This is a genomic window from Azospirillum sp. BE72, from assembly GCF_031455875.1.
Taxonomy (GTDB): Bacteria; Pseudomonadota; Alphaproteobacteria; order Azospirillales; family Azospirillaceae; genus Azospirillum.
The window spans coordinates 578,239-593,222 of sequence record NZ_JAVDTO010000001.1; the positions used below are offsets into that span (position 1 = coordinate 578,239).

At 68.9% G+C, this 14,984-nt stretch carries 14 protein-coding genes; 7 read left to right on the plus strand and 7 right to left on the minus strand.

All coding sequences use genetic code 11. The annotated features are described in order from the left end of the window. Nucleotides 1-15: 15 nt before the first annotated feature. A complete protein-coding gene (locus J2Y49_RS02825; protein WP_310112034.1) occupies nt 16-660 on the minus strand; it encodes a histidine phosphatase family protein in 645 nt (214 codons plus the stop codon). Continuing rightward, nucleotides 657-1,481: an adenosylcobinamide-GDP ribazoletransferase gene (cobS, locus tag J2Y49_RS02830; RefSeq protein ID WP_409017770.1), complete on the minus strand. Its 825-nt coding sequence runs from the start codon at nt 1,479-1,481 to the stop codon at nt 657-659. The genes J2Y49_RS02825 and cobS overlap by 4 nt, the downstream gene beginning before the upstream one ends. Nucleotides 1,482-1,621: 140 nt before the next feature. Between cobS and def the strand changes: the two genes are divergently transcribed. From def to truA, 3 genes are read left to right on the plus strand one after another with little or no spacing between them, the layout of a single operon-like run. Continuing rightward, nucleotides 1,622-2,134 (plus strand): peptide deformylase, encoded by a 513-nt coding sequence (gene def, locus J2Y49_RS02835; RefSeq protein ID WP_310112040.1) that lies wholly within the window; start codon nt 1,622-1,624, stop codon nt 2,132-2,134. 32 nt (nt 2,135-2,166) lie between these two features. Further along, on the plus strand, nt 2,167-3,123 hold the full coding sequence (gene fmt, locus J2Y49_RS02840) for a methionyl-tRNA formyltransferase (protein WP_310112044.1): 957 nt from the start codon (nt 2,167-2,169) through the stop codon (nt 3,121-3,123). 5 nt (nt 3,124-3,128) lie between these two features. Further along, nucleotides 3,129-3,866 carry a tRNA pseudouridine(38-40) synthase TruA gene (gene truA, locus J2Y49_RS02845; RefSeq protein WP_310112047.1) on the plus strand — a complete coding sequence of 246 codons (738 nt, stop codon included), beginning with the start codon at nt 3,129-3,131 and terminating at the stop codon, nt 3,864-3,866. Here truA and J2Y49_RS02850 read toward each other — a convergent pair. Continuing rightward, nucleotides 3,860-4,756, minus strand: a complete 897-nt coding sequence (locus J2Y49_RS02850; RefSeq protein WP_310112050.1) for a LysR family transcriptional regulator — start codon at nt 4,754-4,756, stop codon at nt 3,860-3,862. The genes truA and J2Y49_RS02850 overlap by 7 nt on opposite strands. A gap of 85 nt (nt 4,757-4,841) precedes the next feature. Between J2Y49_RS02850 and J2Y49_RS02855 the strand changes: the two genes are divergently transcribed. Then, the gene (locus tag J2Y49_RS02855; RefSeq protein WP_310112053.1) at nt 4,842-5,447 is read left to right on the plus strand and encodes a cysteine hydrolase family protein; all 606 of its coding nucleotides are present in this window, start codon (nt 4,842-4,844) and stop codon (nt 5,445-5,447) included. 37 nt (nt 5,448-5,484) lie between these two features. On the opposite strand, the gene J2Y49_RS02860 is transcribed toward J2Y49_RS02855, so the two are convergent. Next, complete coding sequence (locus J2Y49_RS02860) at nt 5,485-7,110, minus strand: ABC transporter substrate-binding protein (protein ID WP_310112055.1); 1,626 nt, start codon at nt 7,108-7,110, stop codon at nt 5,485-5,487. A 212-nt stretch (nt 7,111-7,322) separates the two neighbouring features. Between J2Y49_RS02860 and J2Y49_RS02865 the strand changes: the two genes are divergently transcribed. Further along, complete coding sequence (locus tag J2Y49_RS02865; protein ID WP_310112059.1) at nt 7,323-8,342, plus strand: aspartate-semialdehyde dehydrogenase; 1,020 nt, start codon at nt 7,323-7,325, stop codon at nt 8,340-8,342. 219 nt (nt 8,343-8,561) lie between these two features. After that, nucleotides 8,562-9,872, plus strand: coding sequence for a branched-chain amino acid ABC transporter permease (locus J2Y49_RS02870; RefSeq protein ID WP_310112063.1), 1,311 nt, complete (start codon nt 8,562-8,564; stop codon nt 9,870-9,872). A gap of 151 nt (nt 9,873-10,023) precedes the next feature. Here the strand turns inward: J2Y49_RS02870 and leuC are convergent, their stop codons facing one another. From leuC to J2Y49_RS02885, 3 genes are all read right to left on the minus strand, one after another. Next, complete coding sequence (gene leuC / locus J2Y49_RS02875; RefSeq protein ID WP_310112067.1) at nt 10,024-11,427, minus strand: 3-isopropylmalate dehydratase large subunit; 1,404 nt, start codon at nt 11,425-11,427, stop codon at nt 10,024-10,026. 141 nt (nt 11,428-11,568) lie between these two features. After that, nucleotides 11,569-12,987 carry an FAD-binding oxidoreductase gene (locus J2Y49_RS02880; RefSeq protein ID WP_310112070.1) on the minus strand — a complete coding sequence of 473 codons (1,419 nt, stop codon included), beginning with the start codon at nt 12,985-12,987 and terminating at the stop codon, nt 11,569-11,571. Nucleotides 12,988-13,206: 219 nt separating this feature from the next. Continuing rightward, nucleotides 13,207-14,202: an L-threonylcarbamoyladenylate synthase gene (locus J2Y49_RS02885; protein WP_310112073.1), complete on the minus strand. Its 996-nt coding sequence runs from the start codon at nt 14,200-14,202 to the stop codon at nt 13,207-13,209. A gap of 114 nt (nt 14,203-14,316) precedes the next feature. Here J2Y49_RS02885 and parA point away from each other — a divergent pair, with 114 nt between their 5' ends. Further along, nucleotides 14,317-14,961, plus strand: coding sequence for a ParA family partition ATPase (gene parA / locus J2Y49_RS02890; protein ID WP_310112075.1), 645 nt, complete (start codon nt 14,317-14,319; stop codon nt 14,959-14,961). The last annotated feature ends 23 nt before the right edge of the window (nt 14,962-14,984 follow it).

Below are 14,984 nucleotides of genomic sequence, written 5' to 3' on the forward strand. Positions count from 1 at the left end.
GAACGCCTTTCGCGGTCAAAAGGTTCCGGGTTGAGCGTTCACTCCCCCGACCGACCAGGAACCTGTCCCGGCGTGGTAGTGATCGATCCGGGTCAGCGACCAGGGGTCGATCCGCAGCCGCAGCGCCGCCTCCGGCGTCAGATCCAATGCCAGCGCCAGCGCGCCGCGGATGGTTCCGGCATGGATCACCGCAACCACATCGCGTCCGGCATGGACGCCGGTCAGCCGCCGCAGCGCCGCCGCCGTGCGGTCCATCACCGCGGCGAAGCTCTCGCCGCCGGGCGGGGCGTGGCGGGCCGGATCGCGCCAGAAGCGCGCCGCCGCCTCCGCATCGCGAATCGCCGCGGTGTCGTGGCTGATGCCCTCCCAGTCGCCGAAATCCTGCTCGGCCAACGCCGGCTCCACCACCGCCGTGTCGGCAAGGCGCGGATTGCGGGTCCACAGCGCCTGGGCTGTCTGCCGGCTGCGGCGGAGCGGACTGGTCAGCCACAGGGCTTCGACGGGCAGGCTGGCTGCGAGCGCCGCCGCCGCCGCGCGGTTGCCGGTGTCGGCCTCGCGGTCGCTCGACCCGCAGATGACGTTGTCGGGGTTGTGGACCGGCGCATGGCGGATCAGCCACCAGCGGGTGACGGTCAGGGGGGTGAGGCTCATCGCGTTCATGCCGCTGCTCCGATGAGGGCGGACCCCAGGAAGGAGGAAAGGGTCAGCAGGACCGCGGCCTCCGCCACCTGCTGGGACGCGCCGAAGACGTCGCCGGTCTGTCCGCCGAGATGGCGCCGGGCGAGGGCGCCCATCGCGGCCACCCCCAGGAGGGATGCCGCCAGCGCCGGCAGGGCCAGCCCGCCGAGAGTCACCACCGCAATTGTGATGCCGAAGACGAGCGCCAGCAGCACCGTCGCCATCGCCGGCCGGCCCTGAGCCGCGGCCAGCCCGTCGCGGCGTGCCGGGGAGAGGACGCGAGCCATCGCCGCCAGTCCGCAGCGCGACAGGGCGCCGGCCGCCACCAGCGCCGCGACCGCCGCCGGCACCGGCAGGGCCGCCAGCGCCGCCGCACGGATGCCGACCGAGAAGACCAGTGCCAGCACGCCATAGCTGCCGACCCGGCTGTCGCGCATGATCTCCAGCTTGCGCGCCAGATCGCGTCCGCCGCCGAATCCGTCGGCGACGTCGGCCGCGCCGTCCTCGTGCAGCCCGCCGGTCAGCCGGACCGTTGCCGCCAAGGCCAGCAGTGCCCCGGCCAGTGGCGGCAGGTTCAGCGATGCCGCCAGTGCGAACACGGCACCGCCGGCCAGCCCGACCAGTGCCCCGACCACCGGAAACCACCCCATCGCCCGCGCCGAAGCGCCTTCGGCCAGCGGTCCGTTGAGCGGGCCGATTGAGGGCAAGGGCAGGCGGGTCAGGAACACCAGCGCCAAGGCGGCGTCCTGGGTCCAGCGCGGGGAAGGAGAGGGGGCGGTGGTCGCGTCACGCATGATCGGCATCGACTACGCCCAACCGGCGTCCGGCGCAACCCTGCACGAAGGACGGTTCCGCACCGTTCGCATAGGTCCGATTCCTTGACCAAAACACTTGGTCCGCCTACTTTCTCCCTTTGAACTTCCCCTATCATCATCGAGCACCCATGGCCCGTCTTCCGATCCTCGTCGCCCCGCATCCGATCCTGAAGCGCAAGGCGCAACCCGTCGCCGAAGTGGATGCGCGCGTCGTCAAGCTGATGGACGACATGGTGGAGACCATGTACGACGCCAACGGCATCGGTCTGGCCGCCCCGCAGGTCGGCGTGCTCGACCGCGTCATCGTCGTCGACGTCCATGAAAAGGGCGAGCCGGCGAACCCGATCCGCCTCGCCAACCCGGAAATCGTCTGGTCGTCGGACGAGAAGGCGGTGTGCGAGGAGGGCTGCCTGTCGGTGCCCGAGCAGTATGCCGAGGTCACCCGCCCCCAGCGCATCCGCGTCCGCTATCTCGACGAAAAGAACCAGCAGCAGGAGATCGAGGCCGACGGGATGCTCGCTACCTGCATCCAGCATGAGATCGACCATCTGAACGGTGTCCTCTTCGTCGATTACCTGTCGATGCTGAAGCGGAACATCCTGCTGAAGAAGGTCCAGAAGATGCAGAAGGCGACGGCCTGACCCGCCCAAAAGCAGATCGGCGATAGAAAAAGATGACCCCGCTCCGTCTCGTCTTCATGGGCACGCCGGACTTCGCCGTGCCCAGCCTTGCCGCGCTGATCGAGGCGGGGCATCAGGTCGTCTGCGCCTACAGCCAGCCGCCGCGCCCGGCCGGCCGCGGCCAGCAGGTGCAGAAATCGCCCGTCCACCGCTTCGCCGAGGAGCACGGCATCCCCGTGCGCACGCCCAAGAGCCTGCGCAATGCCGAGGCACAGGCCGAGTTCGCCGATCTCAAGGCCGACGCCGCGGTGGTCGCCGCCTATGGCCTGATCCTGCCGCAGCCGATCCTGGATGCGCCGCGGCTGGGTTGCGTCAACGTGCATGGCTCGCTGCTGCCGCGCTGGCGCGGGGCGGCTCCGATCCAGCGCTCCATCCTGGCCGGCGATGCCGAGACCGGGATCACCATCATGCAGATGGACATCGGGCTCGACACCGGCGCCATGCTGTCGAAAGAGGCGGTGGCGATCAGCCCCGCCACCACCGCCAGCAGCCTGCATGACGAGCTGGCGGCGCTCGGCGCCCGCATGATCGCTCCGGCGCTGGAAGGGCTGGCCGCCGGCACGCTGACCGCGGTGCCGCAGCCCGAAGAGGGCGTCACCTACGCCGCCAAGCTGACGCGCGAGGATGGCCGGCTCGACTGGACCCAGCCCGCCGATTACGTCGAGCGGCAGGTTCGCGCGCTCACCCCCTGGCCCGGCTGCTGGTTCGATGCCGCCAACGGCGAACGCATCAAGGTGCTGGCCGCCGAACCCGCGGCCGGCAAGGGCACGCCCGGCACGCTGCTGGACGAGCGGCTGACGGTCGCCTGCGCCGACGGGGCGGTGCGGTTGGTCAAGGTGCAGCGTCCCGGCAAGGCGCCGGTGGACGGCGCGGCCTTCCTGCGCGGCTTCGCGCTGGCGGTCGGGCAGCCGGTTTCCGCCCCCGTATCCACTGAAGCCGTCGCGGACTGACCGCCGTGCAGCGCTGGAAACTGACCGTCGAGTATGACGGCCGTCCCTTCGTCGGCTGGCAGCGCCAGGACAACGGTCCCTCCGTGCAGCAGAGCCTGGAGGAGGCGGTGCAGCGCCTGTCGGGCGAGGTGGTGCGGGTGCATGGCTCCGGCCGCACCGATGCCGGGGTGCATGCGCTGGGACAGGTCTGCCATTTCGACCTGGAAAAGCCCTTCACCGGCCTGAAGCTGCGCGACGCCCTGAACTTCCACCTGAAGCCGGCGCCCATCGCGGTGCTGGAGGTGGAGGCGGTGGGCGAGGATTTCCACGCCCGCCTGACCTCGACCGGCCGCGCCTATGTCTACCGCATCGTCAACCGCCGGGCGCCGCTGGCCCTCGATGCCGGCCGGGCCTGGCACGTCACCCGTCCGCTGGACGCGGAGGCGATGCACGCGGCGGCGCAGGTGCTGGTGGGCCAGCATGACTTCACCAGCTTCCGCGCCGCGCTTTGTCAGGCGAAGTCGCCGGTGAAGACGCTCGACCGGCTGGATGTGGAGCGCCAGGGCGAGGAGATCCGCATCCATGCCGCCGCGCGCTCCTTCCTGCACCATCAGGTCCGCAACATGGTCGGCACGCTGGAGTTGGTCGGCGCCGGCAAATGGACCCCCGACGATGTCCGCCTTGCGCTGGAGGCCCGCGACCGCGCCAAGGCTGGGCCGACCTGCCCGCCGGACGGGCTGTATTTCATGGCGGCACGCTACTGAGCGACGGCGCTTCCCGCCAACCGCTCCTTCTCGGCGGTGAACACCGTCACCAGATGCTCGATCACCGCCCGCACCCGCGGCACCTCACGGCGGTCGCGGTGGACCAGCAGCCACACCTCGCGGGTTAATGGTGGGCTGGGCGGCGGGCGGGGCAGCGGGTGGCGCTCAAGCCCCGGCACGCCGTCCGCCAGCATGCAGGGCAGGAAGGCGGTGCCGAAGCCGGCGACCGCCGCGGCAAGCTGGCCCTGCACGCTGTTGGAACGGAAGGCGACGCGCCGGCCGCCGCCATGGCGGTCCAGCCAAAGCGCTTCCGGCAGTTCCGCCATCGACTCGTCATAGGCGATCAGCGTGTCGGGCGCGTCCGGCGCGGAATAGAGCCCATAACCCAGCGTCGCCAGCCGCCGCCCGACCAGATCGCCGCGCTGCGGCCGGGCCAGCCGGATCGCCAGATCGGCCTCCCGCCGCGCAAGGCTGAGGGTGCGGTTGTCGACGATGATCTCCAGGTCCAGGCCGGGGTTGGCCGCCCGCAAGGGCCCCAGGCGGGGGATCAGGAAGATGTCGGCCAGCGCCTGGGTCATCGTCAGCCGCACGGTGCCGGTGAGCCCGGCGCCGTCGCCCTCGCGGCGGCGGATCGCCTGTGCCCGCTCGTCCATCGCTTCGGCCAGGGCGCGGACGCTTTCGCCCTCTTCGGTCAGGACATAGCCCTCCGGCCGGCGCTCCATCAGGCTGCGGCCGAGTGCGGCCTCCAGCGCCGCCAGCCGGCGCCCGACCGTGGCGTGGCTCAGCCGCAGGCCGCGCGCCGCCGCCGACAGGCTGCCCGCCCGCGCCAGTTCCAGGAAGACGCGCAGGTCGTCCCAATCGAGAGACCCTGTGAATTTCTGAACAGTCATGGTGCAAGGATAGCGGATGGCTGCGCATCGGTGAACGGGGCACGATTGCGTCCATCACCATTCAACGACCGCGGAGCATCCCCCGATGAAGCCCGACACCGCCAAAACCCTGCGCCAGATCGTCGGCGCTCCGGCCACGCCCGCCCCGCTGGACAAGGCGGTGCTGGTGCTGATCGACCTTCAGCGCGAATACACCGACGGCGCCCTGCGGCTGTCGGGCGTCGATGCGGCGGTGGGGAAGGCGGCAGAACTGCTGGCTCTTGCCCGCGCCAACAGCGTGCCGGTGATCCATATCGTCCACCACACCGCGGCGGGCGCCCCGGTGTTCGACCCGACCGGGCCGATGGCGGAGATCGTCCCTTCGGTCGCCCCGCGCGATGGCGAGCCGGTGATCGTCAAGAAGCTCGCCAATGCCTTCGCCGGGACCGACCTGCAGGCGGTGGCGCGCGACAGCGGGCGTGCCGAGATGATCGTTGCCGGATTCATGACCCACAACTGCGTCAGCAGCACCGTGCGTTCGGCGGTGGATCACGGCTGGCGGGTGACGGTCGTTGCGTCGGCCACCGCCACCCGTGACCTGCCGGACGGCAAGGGCGGCGTGGTGCCGGCGGCCGACATCCAGCGCGGCGTGCTGACAGGCCTGTCCGACAGCCTCGCCGTGGTGGTGGAGGATGCGCAGGCCTGGGGGTGAGCGGGGAGAGGGGGCGCGGCGAGCACCCCCTGCATCCTTACTTCTTCTCGGCCTTCCAGTAATAGTTGGTGTCGAAGCTGGGACCCCAGACGAGGCCGCTGACGGTCTTGCGCTCCGCCACCATCTCCGTCTGCTGGAACATGATGACGAAGGGCGAATCGGCCAGGACCGAGCGCTGGAGTTCCTCATACATCCGGGCGCGCTTGGCGCTGTCGCGTTCCTCGACCGCGGCGGCGGTCTTTTTGGTCAGCTCCGGGATGTCCCAGGCGTTGCGCCAGGCCAGCGGCTTGGACTTGGCGTTGTCGCCGTTGTCCGGGTTGGAAGCGAAGGTGTCGGCGTTGGAGTTCGGGTCCTGATAGTCCGCCCCCCACTGCTGGATCATCAATTCGTGGTTGCGGGCGCGGTACTTGGTCAGCACCTGCTTGCCGTCGCCGGGGATGATCTCGATCTTCACGCCGGCCTTGGCGGCGCTGGCCTGGATCGCCTGAGCCATGTCCTGGGTCGGGTTGGTGTTGCGCACATCCATGCTGACGGTGAAGCCGTCTGGATAGCCGGCCTTCGCCAGCAGCTCCTTCGCCTTGGCCGGATCGTACTTGTAGGGGTTGTCGTTGACGGCGCCCAGGAAGCCCTTGGGCAGGAAGGCCTGATGGACGGCGCCGATGCCGTTCATGATCGTGCCGGCCATGCCGTCATAGTCGACCAGATACTTGAACGCCTCGCGCACCTCCGGCTTGGCCAGGGTGGCGTTCTTCTGGTTCAGGCTGAGATACCACAGCGTGCCCTTCGGCGCCTGGACCAGACGGATGGCGTCGCTGGACTTCAGCGGTTCGAACTGCTCCGGCTTCAGGTTGCGCGCGACATCGACGTCGCCCTTCTCCAGCAGCAGCCGCTGGGTCGCCGGCTCCGGGATGTGGCGGATCAGCACGCGCTTCAGCTTCGGCGCACCGCGCCAGTATTTCGGGTTGGCGTCAAAGGTCAGCAGCTCGCTCGCCTTCCACTGCTTCAGCATGAAGGGGCCGGAGCCGGCGGAGTTGGTCTTCAGCCAGCCGGTGCCGAAATCGCCGTCCTTCTCCTTGCTCTTCACCAGCTTGGAATCGACGATGGAGCCAACGTCGGCGGTCAGGCAGTAGAGCACGAAGGTCGGCGCATAGGCCTTGTCGGTGGTGAAGACCAGCGTGCGCGGATCGGTGGCGCGTACCATCTGCTCGACATTGTCCGGGGTCAGGCCGAACTGGGTCAGGATGAAGGCCGGACCCTTGTTCATCTTCACCGCGCGGGCAAAGGACCAGGCCACGTCGTTCGCCGTCAGCGGGTTGCCGGAATGGAAGGCGATGCCGTCGCGGATTTTGAAGGTGAAGGTCTTGCCATCGGGCGACACGGTCCAGCTTTCGGCGGCCTCGCCCTCGATCTTGCTGACGTCGTTGACGTCGAAATGGACCAGCCGGTCATAGACCTGGGCGCTGTATTCGGCCCCCGACAGCTCGAAGATCTCGGCCGGGTCGAGGCTGACGATGTCGTCGAACTGCCAAGCCATCACCAGCGCGTCCTTCGGCGTGTCGGCGATGGCGGGGGCGGTGAAACCGGCGATGGCGAGAGCGGCGGCGCCGAGAACCGTTTGCCCAAACATCATACGTTGGGCAAGGCCGCGCTTGAAGCTGGTCATCCGTGAAGTCTCCCTAAAGGCCCGTTCGGGCACTGTTGAGGGATGGAATCTTCCCGCCGCCCTCCATGGCATGTCAACCCGGCCGGAGGGCAGGTTTCATGAGGGCCAGTTTGGCGGGACGGGTTGCAATTCGCGGGGAAAGCGCCTAGCTCCTAACGCCCCCCGGCACCATTCTTGTATTCGCGGACATTCGGCAGAAGGAAACTACCGTCATGGGCTATACCGTCGCGGTCATCGGCGCCACCGGCAATGTCGGGCGCGAGATCCTGCAAACGCTGGCCGAACGGAAGTTCCCGGCCGACAAGGTCATCGCGCTCGCCTCCGAAAAGTCGATCGGCCAGGAGGTGTCCTATGGCGAGGATGACATCCTCAAGGTCGAGGACCTCAACAAGTTCGACTTCCACGGCGTGGACATCGTGCTGTCGTCGCCCGGCGCCAAGGTGTCGGCCGTCCATGTGCCGCGCGCTGCCGCCGCCGGTGCCATGGTGATCGACAACACCTCGCACTTCCGCATGGACCCCGACGTGCCGCTGGTGGTGCCGGAGGTGAACCCGGAGGCGCTGGCCGGTTATCGCAAGCGCGGCATCATCGCCAATCCCAACTGCTCCACCATCCAGATGGCGGTGGCGCTGAAGCCGCTGCACGACCGCTATAAAATCCGCCGCGTCGTGGTGTCGACCTACCAGTCGGTGTCGGGCGCCGGCAAGGAGGCGATGGACGAGCTGTTCACCCAGACCCGCGCCATATTCGTCAACGATCCCATCGCCAAGAGCGTCTTCCCAAAGCAGATCGCCTTCAACGTCATCCCCCAAATCGATTCCTTCATGGAGGACGGCTCCACCAGGGAAGAGTGGAAGATGATGGTGGAGACCAAGAAGATCCTCGACCCCAAGATCAAGGTCGCCGCCACCTGCGTCCGCGTGCCGACCTTCATCGGCCATGCCTTGTCGATCAACATCGAGACGGAGGAGCCGATCAACGCCGAGGAGGCCCGTATCATCCTGCGCGCAGCTCCCGGCGTGTCGGTGGTCGATCAGCAGACCGGCGACGGCTATGTCACCCCGGTCGAGGTCGCCGGCGACAACCCGGTCTTCGTCAGCCGCATCCGCGACGACTTCACGGTGGAGAACGGCCTGTCCTTCTGGTGCGTCGCCGACAACCTGCGCAAGGGCGCCGCGCTGAACGCCGTGCAGATCGCCGAGCTGCTGGTGCGGGATTACATGGTGGAGTGAAGTGCGACTGCGGTTGCCCCCTCCCTAGCCCTCCCCCTCTTCGAGGGAGAGGGAACTCCGCCGCTTTGCCAAGTCCATAACACTGACAAGCGTCCTACCCCCTCCACCGCCGAGGGCGGGGGAGGGATGGGGAGGGGGCAACCGTGCAACCACTCTCCCACCTTCCCACCCTCCCAAATTGTCGGTAGGCTGAACCGTCCCACCTGACCGGGCGGTTCCGTGCTCCGCATCCTGCCGCTGTTGTGCTTCGTCCTGCTGGTGCTCACCGGGTGCGGCATCGATGCCGACCAGGATGTGCTGTGCCGGAAGCTGATCCCGGCCTTCGAACCCGGCCCCGTCACCGAGCTTTCCACCCGCAGCTACGCCGAAGACCGGCGGGTTCTGCGCGTCGATTACCGCAGCGGCGAACAGCGCCACTGGATCGCCTGCCGCTTCGCCGGCACGTCGATGGAGGAGGGGCGGCACACCCTGGTGTCGGTGGCGACCGACCGCACCGGCTGGCTGACCGGCATGCGCTTCGCCATGTTGCAGCAATGGCTGCGCATCAAGCCGCCGCGCGATGGCGGAGGGATAAGTGCGGTGATTGAGCGTGCGCCACCGACGCGGTGGACGCCCGTCCTGTTCCTGATCCAGCAGATCGTGAATGCCGCCACCGTCGCCTGCGTCTATGGGCTGCTGGCGCTGGGCTATACCCTGGTCTACGCCATTCTCGGCCAGATCAATCTGGCGATGGGGGAGCTGACGATGCTCGGTGCCATGCTGACGGCGATGGCGGCGGCCGGGCTGGGCATGGCCGGCTGGGCGACATGGCCGCCGGCGCTGCTGGGCGTGCTGGTGCTGGCGATGGGCTTCACCGCGGTGCAGGGCTGGACGATGGACCGGCTGGTCTTCCGCCGTCTGCGCGGGGTGCGCAGCCACACGCCGCTGATCGTCGCGGTCGGGCTGTCCATCGCCTATCAGGAGGGGGTGCGGCTGCTGCATGGCGCCCGTGACTGGTGGCCGGCGCCGGTGCTGACCGGCCGTCACGACCTGCTGAGTGACGGTGCCTTCACCGTGACCGCACTGACGGCGCAGCTGGCGATCCTGGCGCTGACCGGCGGGCTCTATGCCCTGTTGTGGGGGATCATGCAGCGCACCGCCTTTGGCAGGGCGCATCGTGCCTGCACCGACGACATCGCGGCAGCGGAACTGGTGGGGGTGGACGTCAACCGCACGGTGGCGGCGACCTTCGCCATCGGCGGCGGATTGGCCGCGGCGGCGGGGGCGGTGATCGCGCTCTATTACGGCGGGGTGAACTTCTTCACCGGCTACCTGATCGGCTTCAAGGCGCTGGCCGCGGCGGTGGTCGGCGGCATCGGCTCCGTGCCGGGGGCGATGCTCGGCGGTGCCCTGCTGGGGCTGGTGGAGACCTTCTGGTCGGCGTACTTCGCCATCGCCTACAAGGACATCGTGGCGTTCGGGCTGCTGACGCTGTTCCTGATCTTCCGGCCGCAGGGGCTGATGGGGCAGGCTCGGGGGAGGGGGGATTAGCAGCGGGGTGTGGGCGTCCATTGCCCCCACCTGACCTCCCCCGCTGGGCGGGGGAGGGACTGCCGCCACTCTCCCGCACAAGCACTTGTCTCCTCCCCCGCCCAGCGGGGGAGGATTAAGGTGGGGGTCTAACTTACCTGACTGCGTGACCTTACAGCGCCCGAACGTCCGCCAGATGCCCCGTCACCGCCGCCGCCACGGCCATCGCCGGGCTGACGAGGTGGGTGCGGCCGCCGCGGCCCTGACGGCCTTCGAAGTTGCGGTTGGAGGTCGAGGCGCTGCGCTCGCCCGGAGCCAGACGGTCGGCGTTCATCGCCAGGCACATGGAGCAGCCCGGCTCGCGCCACTCGAAACCGGCCTCGGTGAAGATCTTGTCCAGACCCTCTTCCTCGGCCTGCTCCTTGACCAGACCCGAACCGGGAACCACCAGGGCGCGCACGCCCTCGGCGACCTTGCGGCCCTTGGCGACCTCGGCGGCGGCGCGCAGGTCTTCGATGCGGCCGTTGGTGCAGGAGCCGATGAAGACGGTGTCGACCTTCACCTCGGTCAGCGGCTGGCCGGGGGTCAGGCCCATATAGGCGAGCGAGCGCTCGACGGCGGCGCGCTTGCCGGCATCGGCGATCTCGGCCGGGTTCGGCACGGTCGCGGTGATCGGCAGCACGTCTTCCGGGCTGGTGCCCCAGGTGACCTGCGGGACGATGTCGGCGGCGTTCAGCACGACGGTGGCGTCATAGACCGCCCCCTCGTCCGACGGCAGCGTCTTCCAGTACTGGACGGCCTGCTCCCAGGCGCCGGCCTTGGGGGCCAGGGCACGGCCCTTGACGTATTCGAAGGTCTTCTCGTCCGGGGCGATCAGGCCGGCGCGGGCGCCGCCTTCGATCGCCATGTTGCAGACGGTCATGCGGCCTTCCATCGACAGGTCGCGGATGGCATCGCCCGCGAATTCGATGACGTAGCCGGTGCCGCCGGCGGTGCCGATCTTGCCGATGATGGCCAGCACGATGTCCTTGGCGGTGACGCCCGGATTCACCGTGCCGTCCACGCGGATCAGCATGTTCTTGGCCGGCTTCTGCAGCAGGGTCTGGGTGGCCAGCACATGCTCCACCTCCGACGTGCCGATGCCGAAGGCCAAGGCGCCGAAGGCACCATGGGTGGCGGTGTGGCTGTCGCCGCAGACGATGGTGGCGCCGGGCAGGGTGAAGCCCTGTTCCGGACCGACGATGTGCACGATGCCCTGGCGGACGTCGTCCATCGGGAAATAGCGGACGCCGAAGTCGCGGGCGTTCTTGTCCAGCGTCTCCACCTGGATCCGGCTTTCCTCCTCGACGATGCCCTTGGAGCGGTCGGTGGTGGGGACGTTGTGGTCGGGCACGGCGAGAGTGGCTTCCGGACGCCGCACCTTGCGGCCGGCGACGCGCAGTCCTTCGAACGCCTGCGGGCTGGTCACTTCATGGACCAGATGGCGGTCGATGTAGAGGATGCAGGTGCCGTCGTCCTGGCGATGCACGACGTGGCTGTCCCAAATCTTGTCGAACAGAGTGCGCGGCTTGGACATCGGAAAAACTCTCTCTCGCGGTACGACAGGCGCAGAACAATCGGAGGCCGCACCATAGCCTTGTGTCGCGCCGGGGACAAGCGCGGCCATACGTCTTTCGCCGCAAGCCTGTCCCCCGCAACATTCTATCGCGCTAAGCCCTTACGGCAGCATCTTGCCGGGGTTCAGCAGGCCGTTGGGATCGAGCGTCGCCTTGATGGCGCGCAACATGTCGAACTCCACCGGCCCCTTGATGACCGGCATCTCGTCCTTCTTGAAGCGGCCGACGCCATGCTCGGCGGAGATCGAGCCGTCGAGCTTGAAGATCACCTCGTTCACGACGTGGCAGATCTCGTCCCAGCGGTCGAGATAGGCCTTGGTGTCGGCACCCTCGGGCTGGCTGAGGTTGAAGTGGATGTTGCCGTCGCCGACATGGCCGAAGGGGGTCGGGCGGATGCCGGGGCAGGCCTTCGCCACCGCCGCCTCGGCCAGTTCGATGAACTCGGCGACGCGGGAAACCGGGATCGACACGTCGTTCTTGATCGAGCCGCCCTCGAACTTCTGCGCCTCGACGATGGCCTCGCGGATGAACCACAGCTGCTTGGCCTGGGCGTCCGACTGGGCCAGCGTGGCGTCGGTCGCCAGTTCCGCCTCGAACGCCTCGCCCAGCGCGGTCTCCACCGTCTCCTGGAAGGCATCGGACTGGGTGCCGGCGGTCAGCTCGGTCAGGACGTACCAGGGCGACGGCTCCGACAGCGGGTCGATGGTGCCGGCGACATGCTTGAGCGCGAAGCCCAGGCAGCGGCGCGACATCAGCTCGAAGGCCGACACGGCGTCGCCCGAGGCGGCGCGCAGGCGGGCCAGCAGCTCGATGGCGGCGGCGGGGCTGGGCACGGCGACGAAGGCGGTGATCGACTGGCGCGGGCGCGGGAACAGCTTCAGCACCGCGGCGGTGACGATGCCCAGCGTGCCTTCGGCGCCGATGAACAGGTTCTTCAGGTCGTAGCCGGTGTTGTTCTTGCGCAGCCGGCGCATGCCGTCCCAGACGCGCCCGTCGGCCAGAACCACCTCAAGCCCCAGCACGAGATCGCGGGTGTTGCCGTAGCGCAGGACGTTGATGCCGCCGGCGTTGGTGGAGATCAGGCCGCCGATCTGCGCGGTGCCCTCCGCCCCCAGGCTGAGCGGGAACAGGCGGTCGGCGTCGGCCGCGGCCTCCTGGATGCTGGTCAGCACCACGCCGGCTTCCACCGTCATGGTGTAGTTCAGCGTGTCGATGTCGCGGATGCGGTTCATGCGCGACAGGCTGAGCACGATCTCGCGCCCCTCCTCGTAGGGGATGGACCCGCCAACGAGGCTGGTGTTGCCGCCCTGGGGAACGATGGGAATGCCGGCCTCGGCGCAGACCTTGACGACCGCCGCGACTTCCTCCGTGCAGGCCGGGCGGACCACCGCCGGGCTGTTGCCCTTGAAGCGCCCGCGCCATTCCGACAGGTAGGGCGCCATGTCGGCGGCGTCGGTGAGGATGCCGGACGGGCCGACGATGGCGCGGATCTGGTCGAGGGCGGCGGCGATGTTGGTCATGGCGCGGGGTCCGGCAGGTGGAGGTGGTGTCTTGCCCCCACCCCGACCCTCCCCCGCTGGGCGGGGGAGGGGGACAGGAGCTTTGTCGAAATGCTGGTGCGATCCCCTCCCCCGCCCAGCGGGGGAGGGTTAGGGTGGGGGGATCGCCGCGACACTTCTACAATCTAGCCGCCCCCATTTCCATGCAACTGTTGCGCAGACCTGCTGCAACGCAGTGGTTCAGCTCCGTGGAGCCGCCGCCCGGCGCAGGCGGTCGTTGATCGCCATGCCCAAACCCACTTCCGGGATCGGCATCACGGCGATGCGCCTGGCCCCGCTCTGGTCGAGGCTGCGCAGGTGGGAGAACAGGTTGGCCGCCGCCTCGTTCAGGTCGCCTTCCAGGCTCAGGTTCAGGCGGGTGGTGCCGCCGAAGACGAAGCGGTCGGGACCGAAGGTCAGGAACGCCTCGTCCTCTTCCGCCGAGGAGGCGTTGAGGCGCACCGCGGCGTTGGGGGCGTAGTGGCTTTCCAGCTGGCCGGGCGATTTCGGCGCCGTCGGATCGCCGGCCGACAGGCGGACGGGGCCGATCAGCCGTTCCATCTCGTCGGGCAGCACGGCGCCGGGACGCAGCAGCACCGCCTCGGGCCCGGTCAGGTCGATGACGGTCGATTCCAGCCCGACCATGCATTTGCCGCCGGTGACGATGGCGTCGACCCGGTCGCCCAGGCTTTCCAGCACATGATGCGGCGTGGTCGGGCTGACCGCGCCGGAGCGGTTGGCGCTGGGGGCGGCGATCGGCTTGCCGGCGGCGCGCAGGATGGCCTGGGCCACCGGGTGGTTGGGCACGCGGATGGCGATGCTGTCCAGCCCGGCGCTCACCAACAGCGACAGCGCGGAGTTGGCCGGGCGCGGCACGACCATGGTCAGCGGGCCGGGCCAGAACTGTGTCGCCAGATCGTGGGCACGGTCGTCGAACAAGCCCCAGGAGTGGGCGGCGGCCAGATCGGGGACATGGACGATCAGCGGATTGAACTGCGGCCGTCCCTTGGCGGCGAAGATGCCCGCCACGGCCCGGTCGTCGGTGGCGTCGGCGCCCAGGCCATAGACCGTCTCGGTCGGGAAGGCGACCAGACGGCCGACGCGCAGCAACTCGGCCGCGCGGGCGATGCCGGCGGGGGTGGCCGGGATCAGCGCCGGGCGCTTCTCACCGGTATCGGGTGCGGAATGGTCGGTCACGGCGTGTTTCTAGCTTGTGTGGCGCAGGTGTCAATTCGCGCGGTTGCACCGGTGCCATGCCCAAGGTTATGAGGGGAGTGCGCAATCACCGAACACAACATGATGGGTGCGGGCATGACGGGCAAGGTCTTCACCGTGGCGCAGCAGAAAGGCGGCGCCGGCAAGACCACGCTGGCGGCCCACCTCGCCATCGCCTGGGCGCAGCTCGGATACAAGGTCGCCACCGTCGACATCGACCCGCAGGGCAGCCTGACCCGCTGGCACGCCGTCCGGGCCGAGGCCACCCGTGGGCAGCCCGGCTTCACCCATGTGCAGATTACCGGCTGGCGCACCCAGGCGGAGGTGGAGAAGCTGGCGCGTGCCCATGACATCGTGGTTGTCGACAGTCCGCCCCACGCCCAGACGGAGGCGCGCATCGCCGTCCGCGCCGCCACGCTGGTGATCGCCCCGGTGCAGCCGAGCCCGATGGATCTGTGGGCGGTCCACCCGACCATCGATCTGGCCGGGCAGGAGAAGCGCCGTCTGCTGCTGGTGTTGAACCGGGTTCCGCCGCGCGCCCGCATTGCCGACGAGCTGATCGCCAAGGTGCATGAACTGGTCGCCCCGCCGGCGGTCGAACTGGCGACTGCGCAGGTCGGAAACCGCACCGCCTATGCCGGCACGCTGATGACCGGGCTGTCGGTGACGGAGGCCGCTCGCAAGACCCAGGCGGCTGCGGAGATGCAGGCGCTGGCGGAGGAGATTTTGGGGCGGGTTTGAGGGGGGAGGGGGAGGTTGGTATA

Bases quoted from the DNA above. Each gene is read 5' to 3' on its own strand.
- J2Y49_RS02825 (WP_310112034.1), bottom strand. From the start codon at position 660: ATGAACGCGATGAGCCTCACCCCCCTGACCGTCACCCGCTGGTGGCTG.
- cobS (WP_409017770.1), bottom strand. From the start codon at position 1,481: ATGCCGATCATGCGTGACGCGACCACCGCCCCCTCTCCTTCCCCGCGC.
- def (WP_310112040.1), top strand. From the start codon at position 1,622: ATGGCCCGTCTTCCGATCCTCGTCGCCCCGCATCCGATCCTGAAGCGC.
- fmt (WP_310112044.1), top strand. From the start codon at position 2,167: ATGACCCCGCTCCGTCTCGTCTTCATGGGCACGCCGGACTTCGCCGTG.
- J2Y49_RS02850 (WP_310112050.1), bottom strand. From the start codon at position 4,756: ATGACTGTTCAGAAATTCACAGGGTCTCTCGATTGGGACGACCTGCGC.
- J2Y49_RS02855 (WP_310112053.1), top strand. From the start codon at position 4,842: ATGAAGCCCGACACCGCCAAAACCCTGCGCCAGATCGTCGGCGCTCCG.
- J2Y49_RS02860 (WP_310112055.1), bottom strand. From the start codon at position 7,110: ATGACCAGCTTCAAGCGCGGCCTTGCCCAACGTATGATGTTTGGGCAA.
- J2Y49_RS02865 (WP_310112059.1), top strand. From the start codon at position 7,323: ATGGGCTATACCGTCGCGGTCATCGGCGCCACCGGCAATGTCGGGCGC.
- leuC (WP_310112067.1), bottom strand. From the start codon at position 11,427: ATGTCCAAGCCGCGCACTCTGTTCGACAAGATTTGGGACAGCCACGTC.
- J2Y49_RS02880 (WP_310112070.1), bottom strand. From the start codon at position 12,987: ATGACCAACATCGCCGCCGCCCTCGACCAGATCCGCGCCATCGTCGGC.
- parA (WP_310112075.1), top strand. From the start codon at position 14,317: ATGACGGGCAAGGTCTTCACCGTGGCGCAGCAGAAAGGCGGCGCCGGC.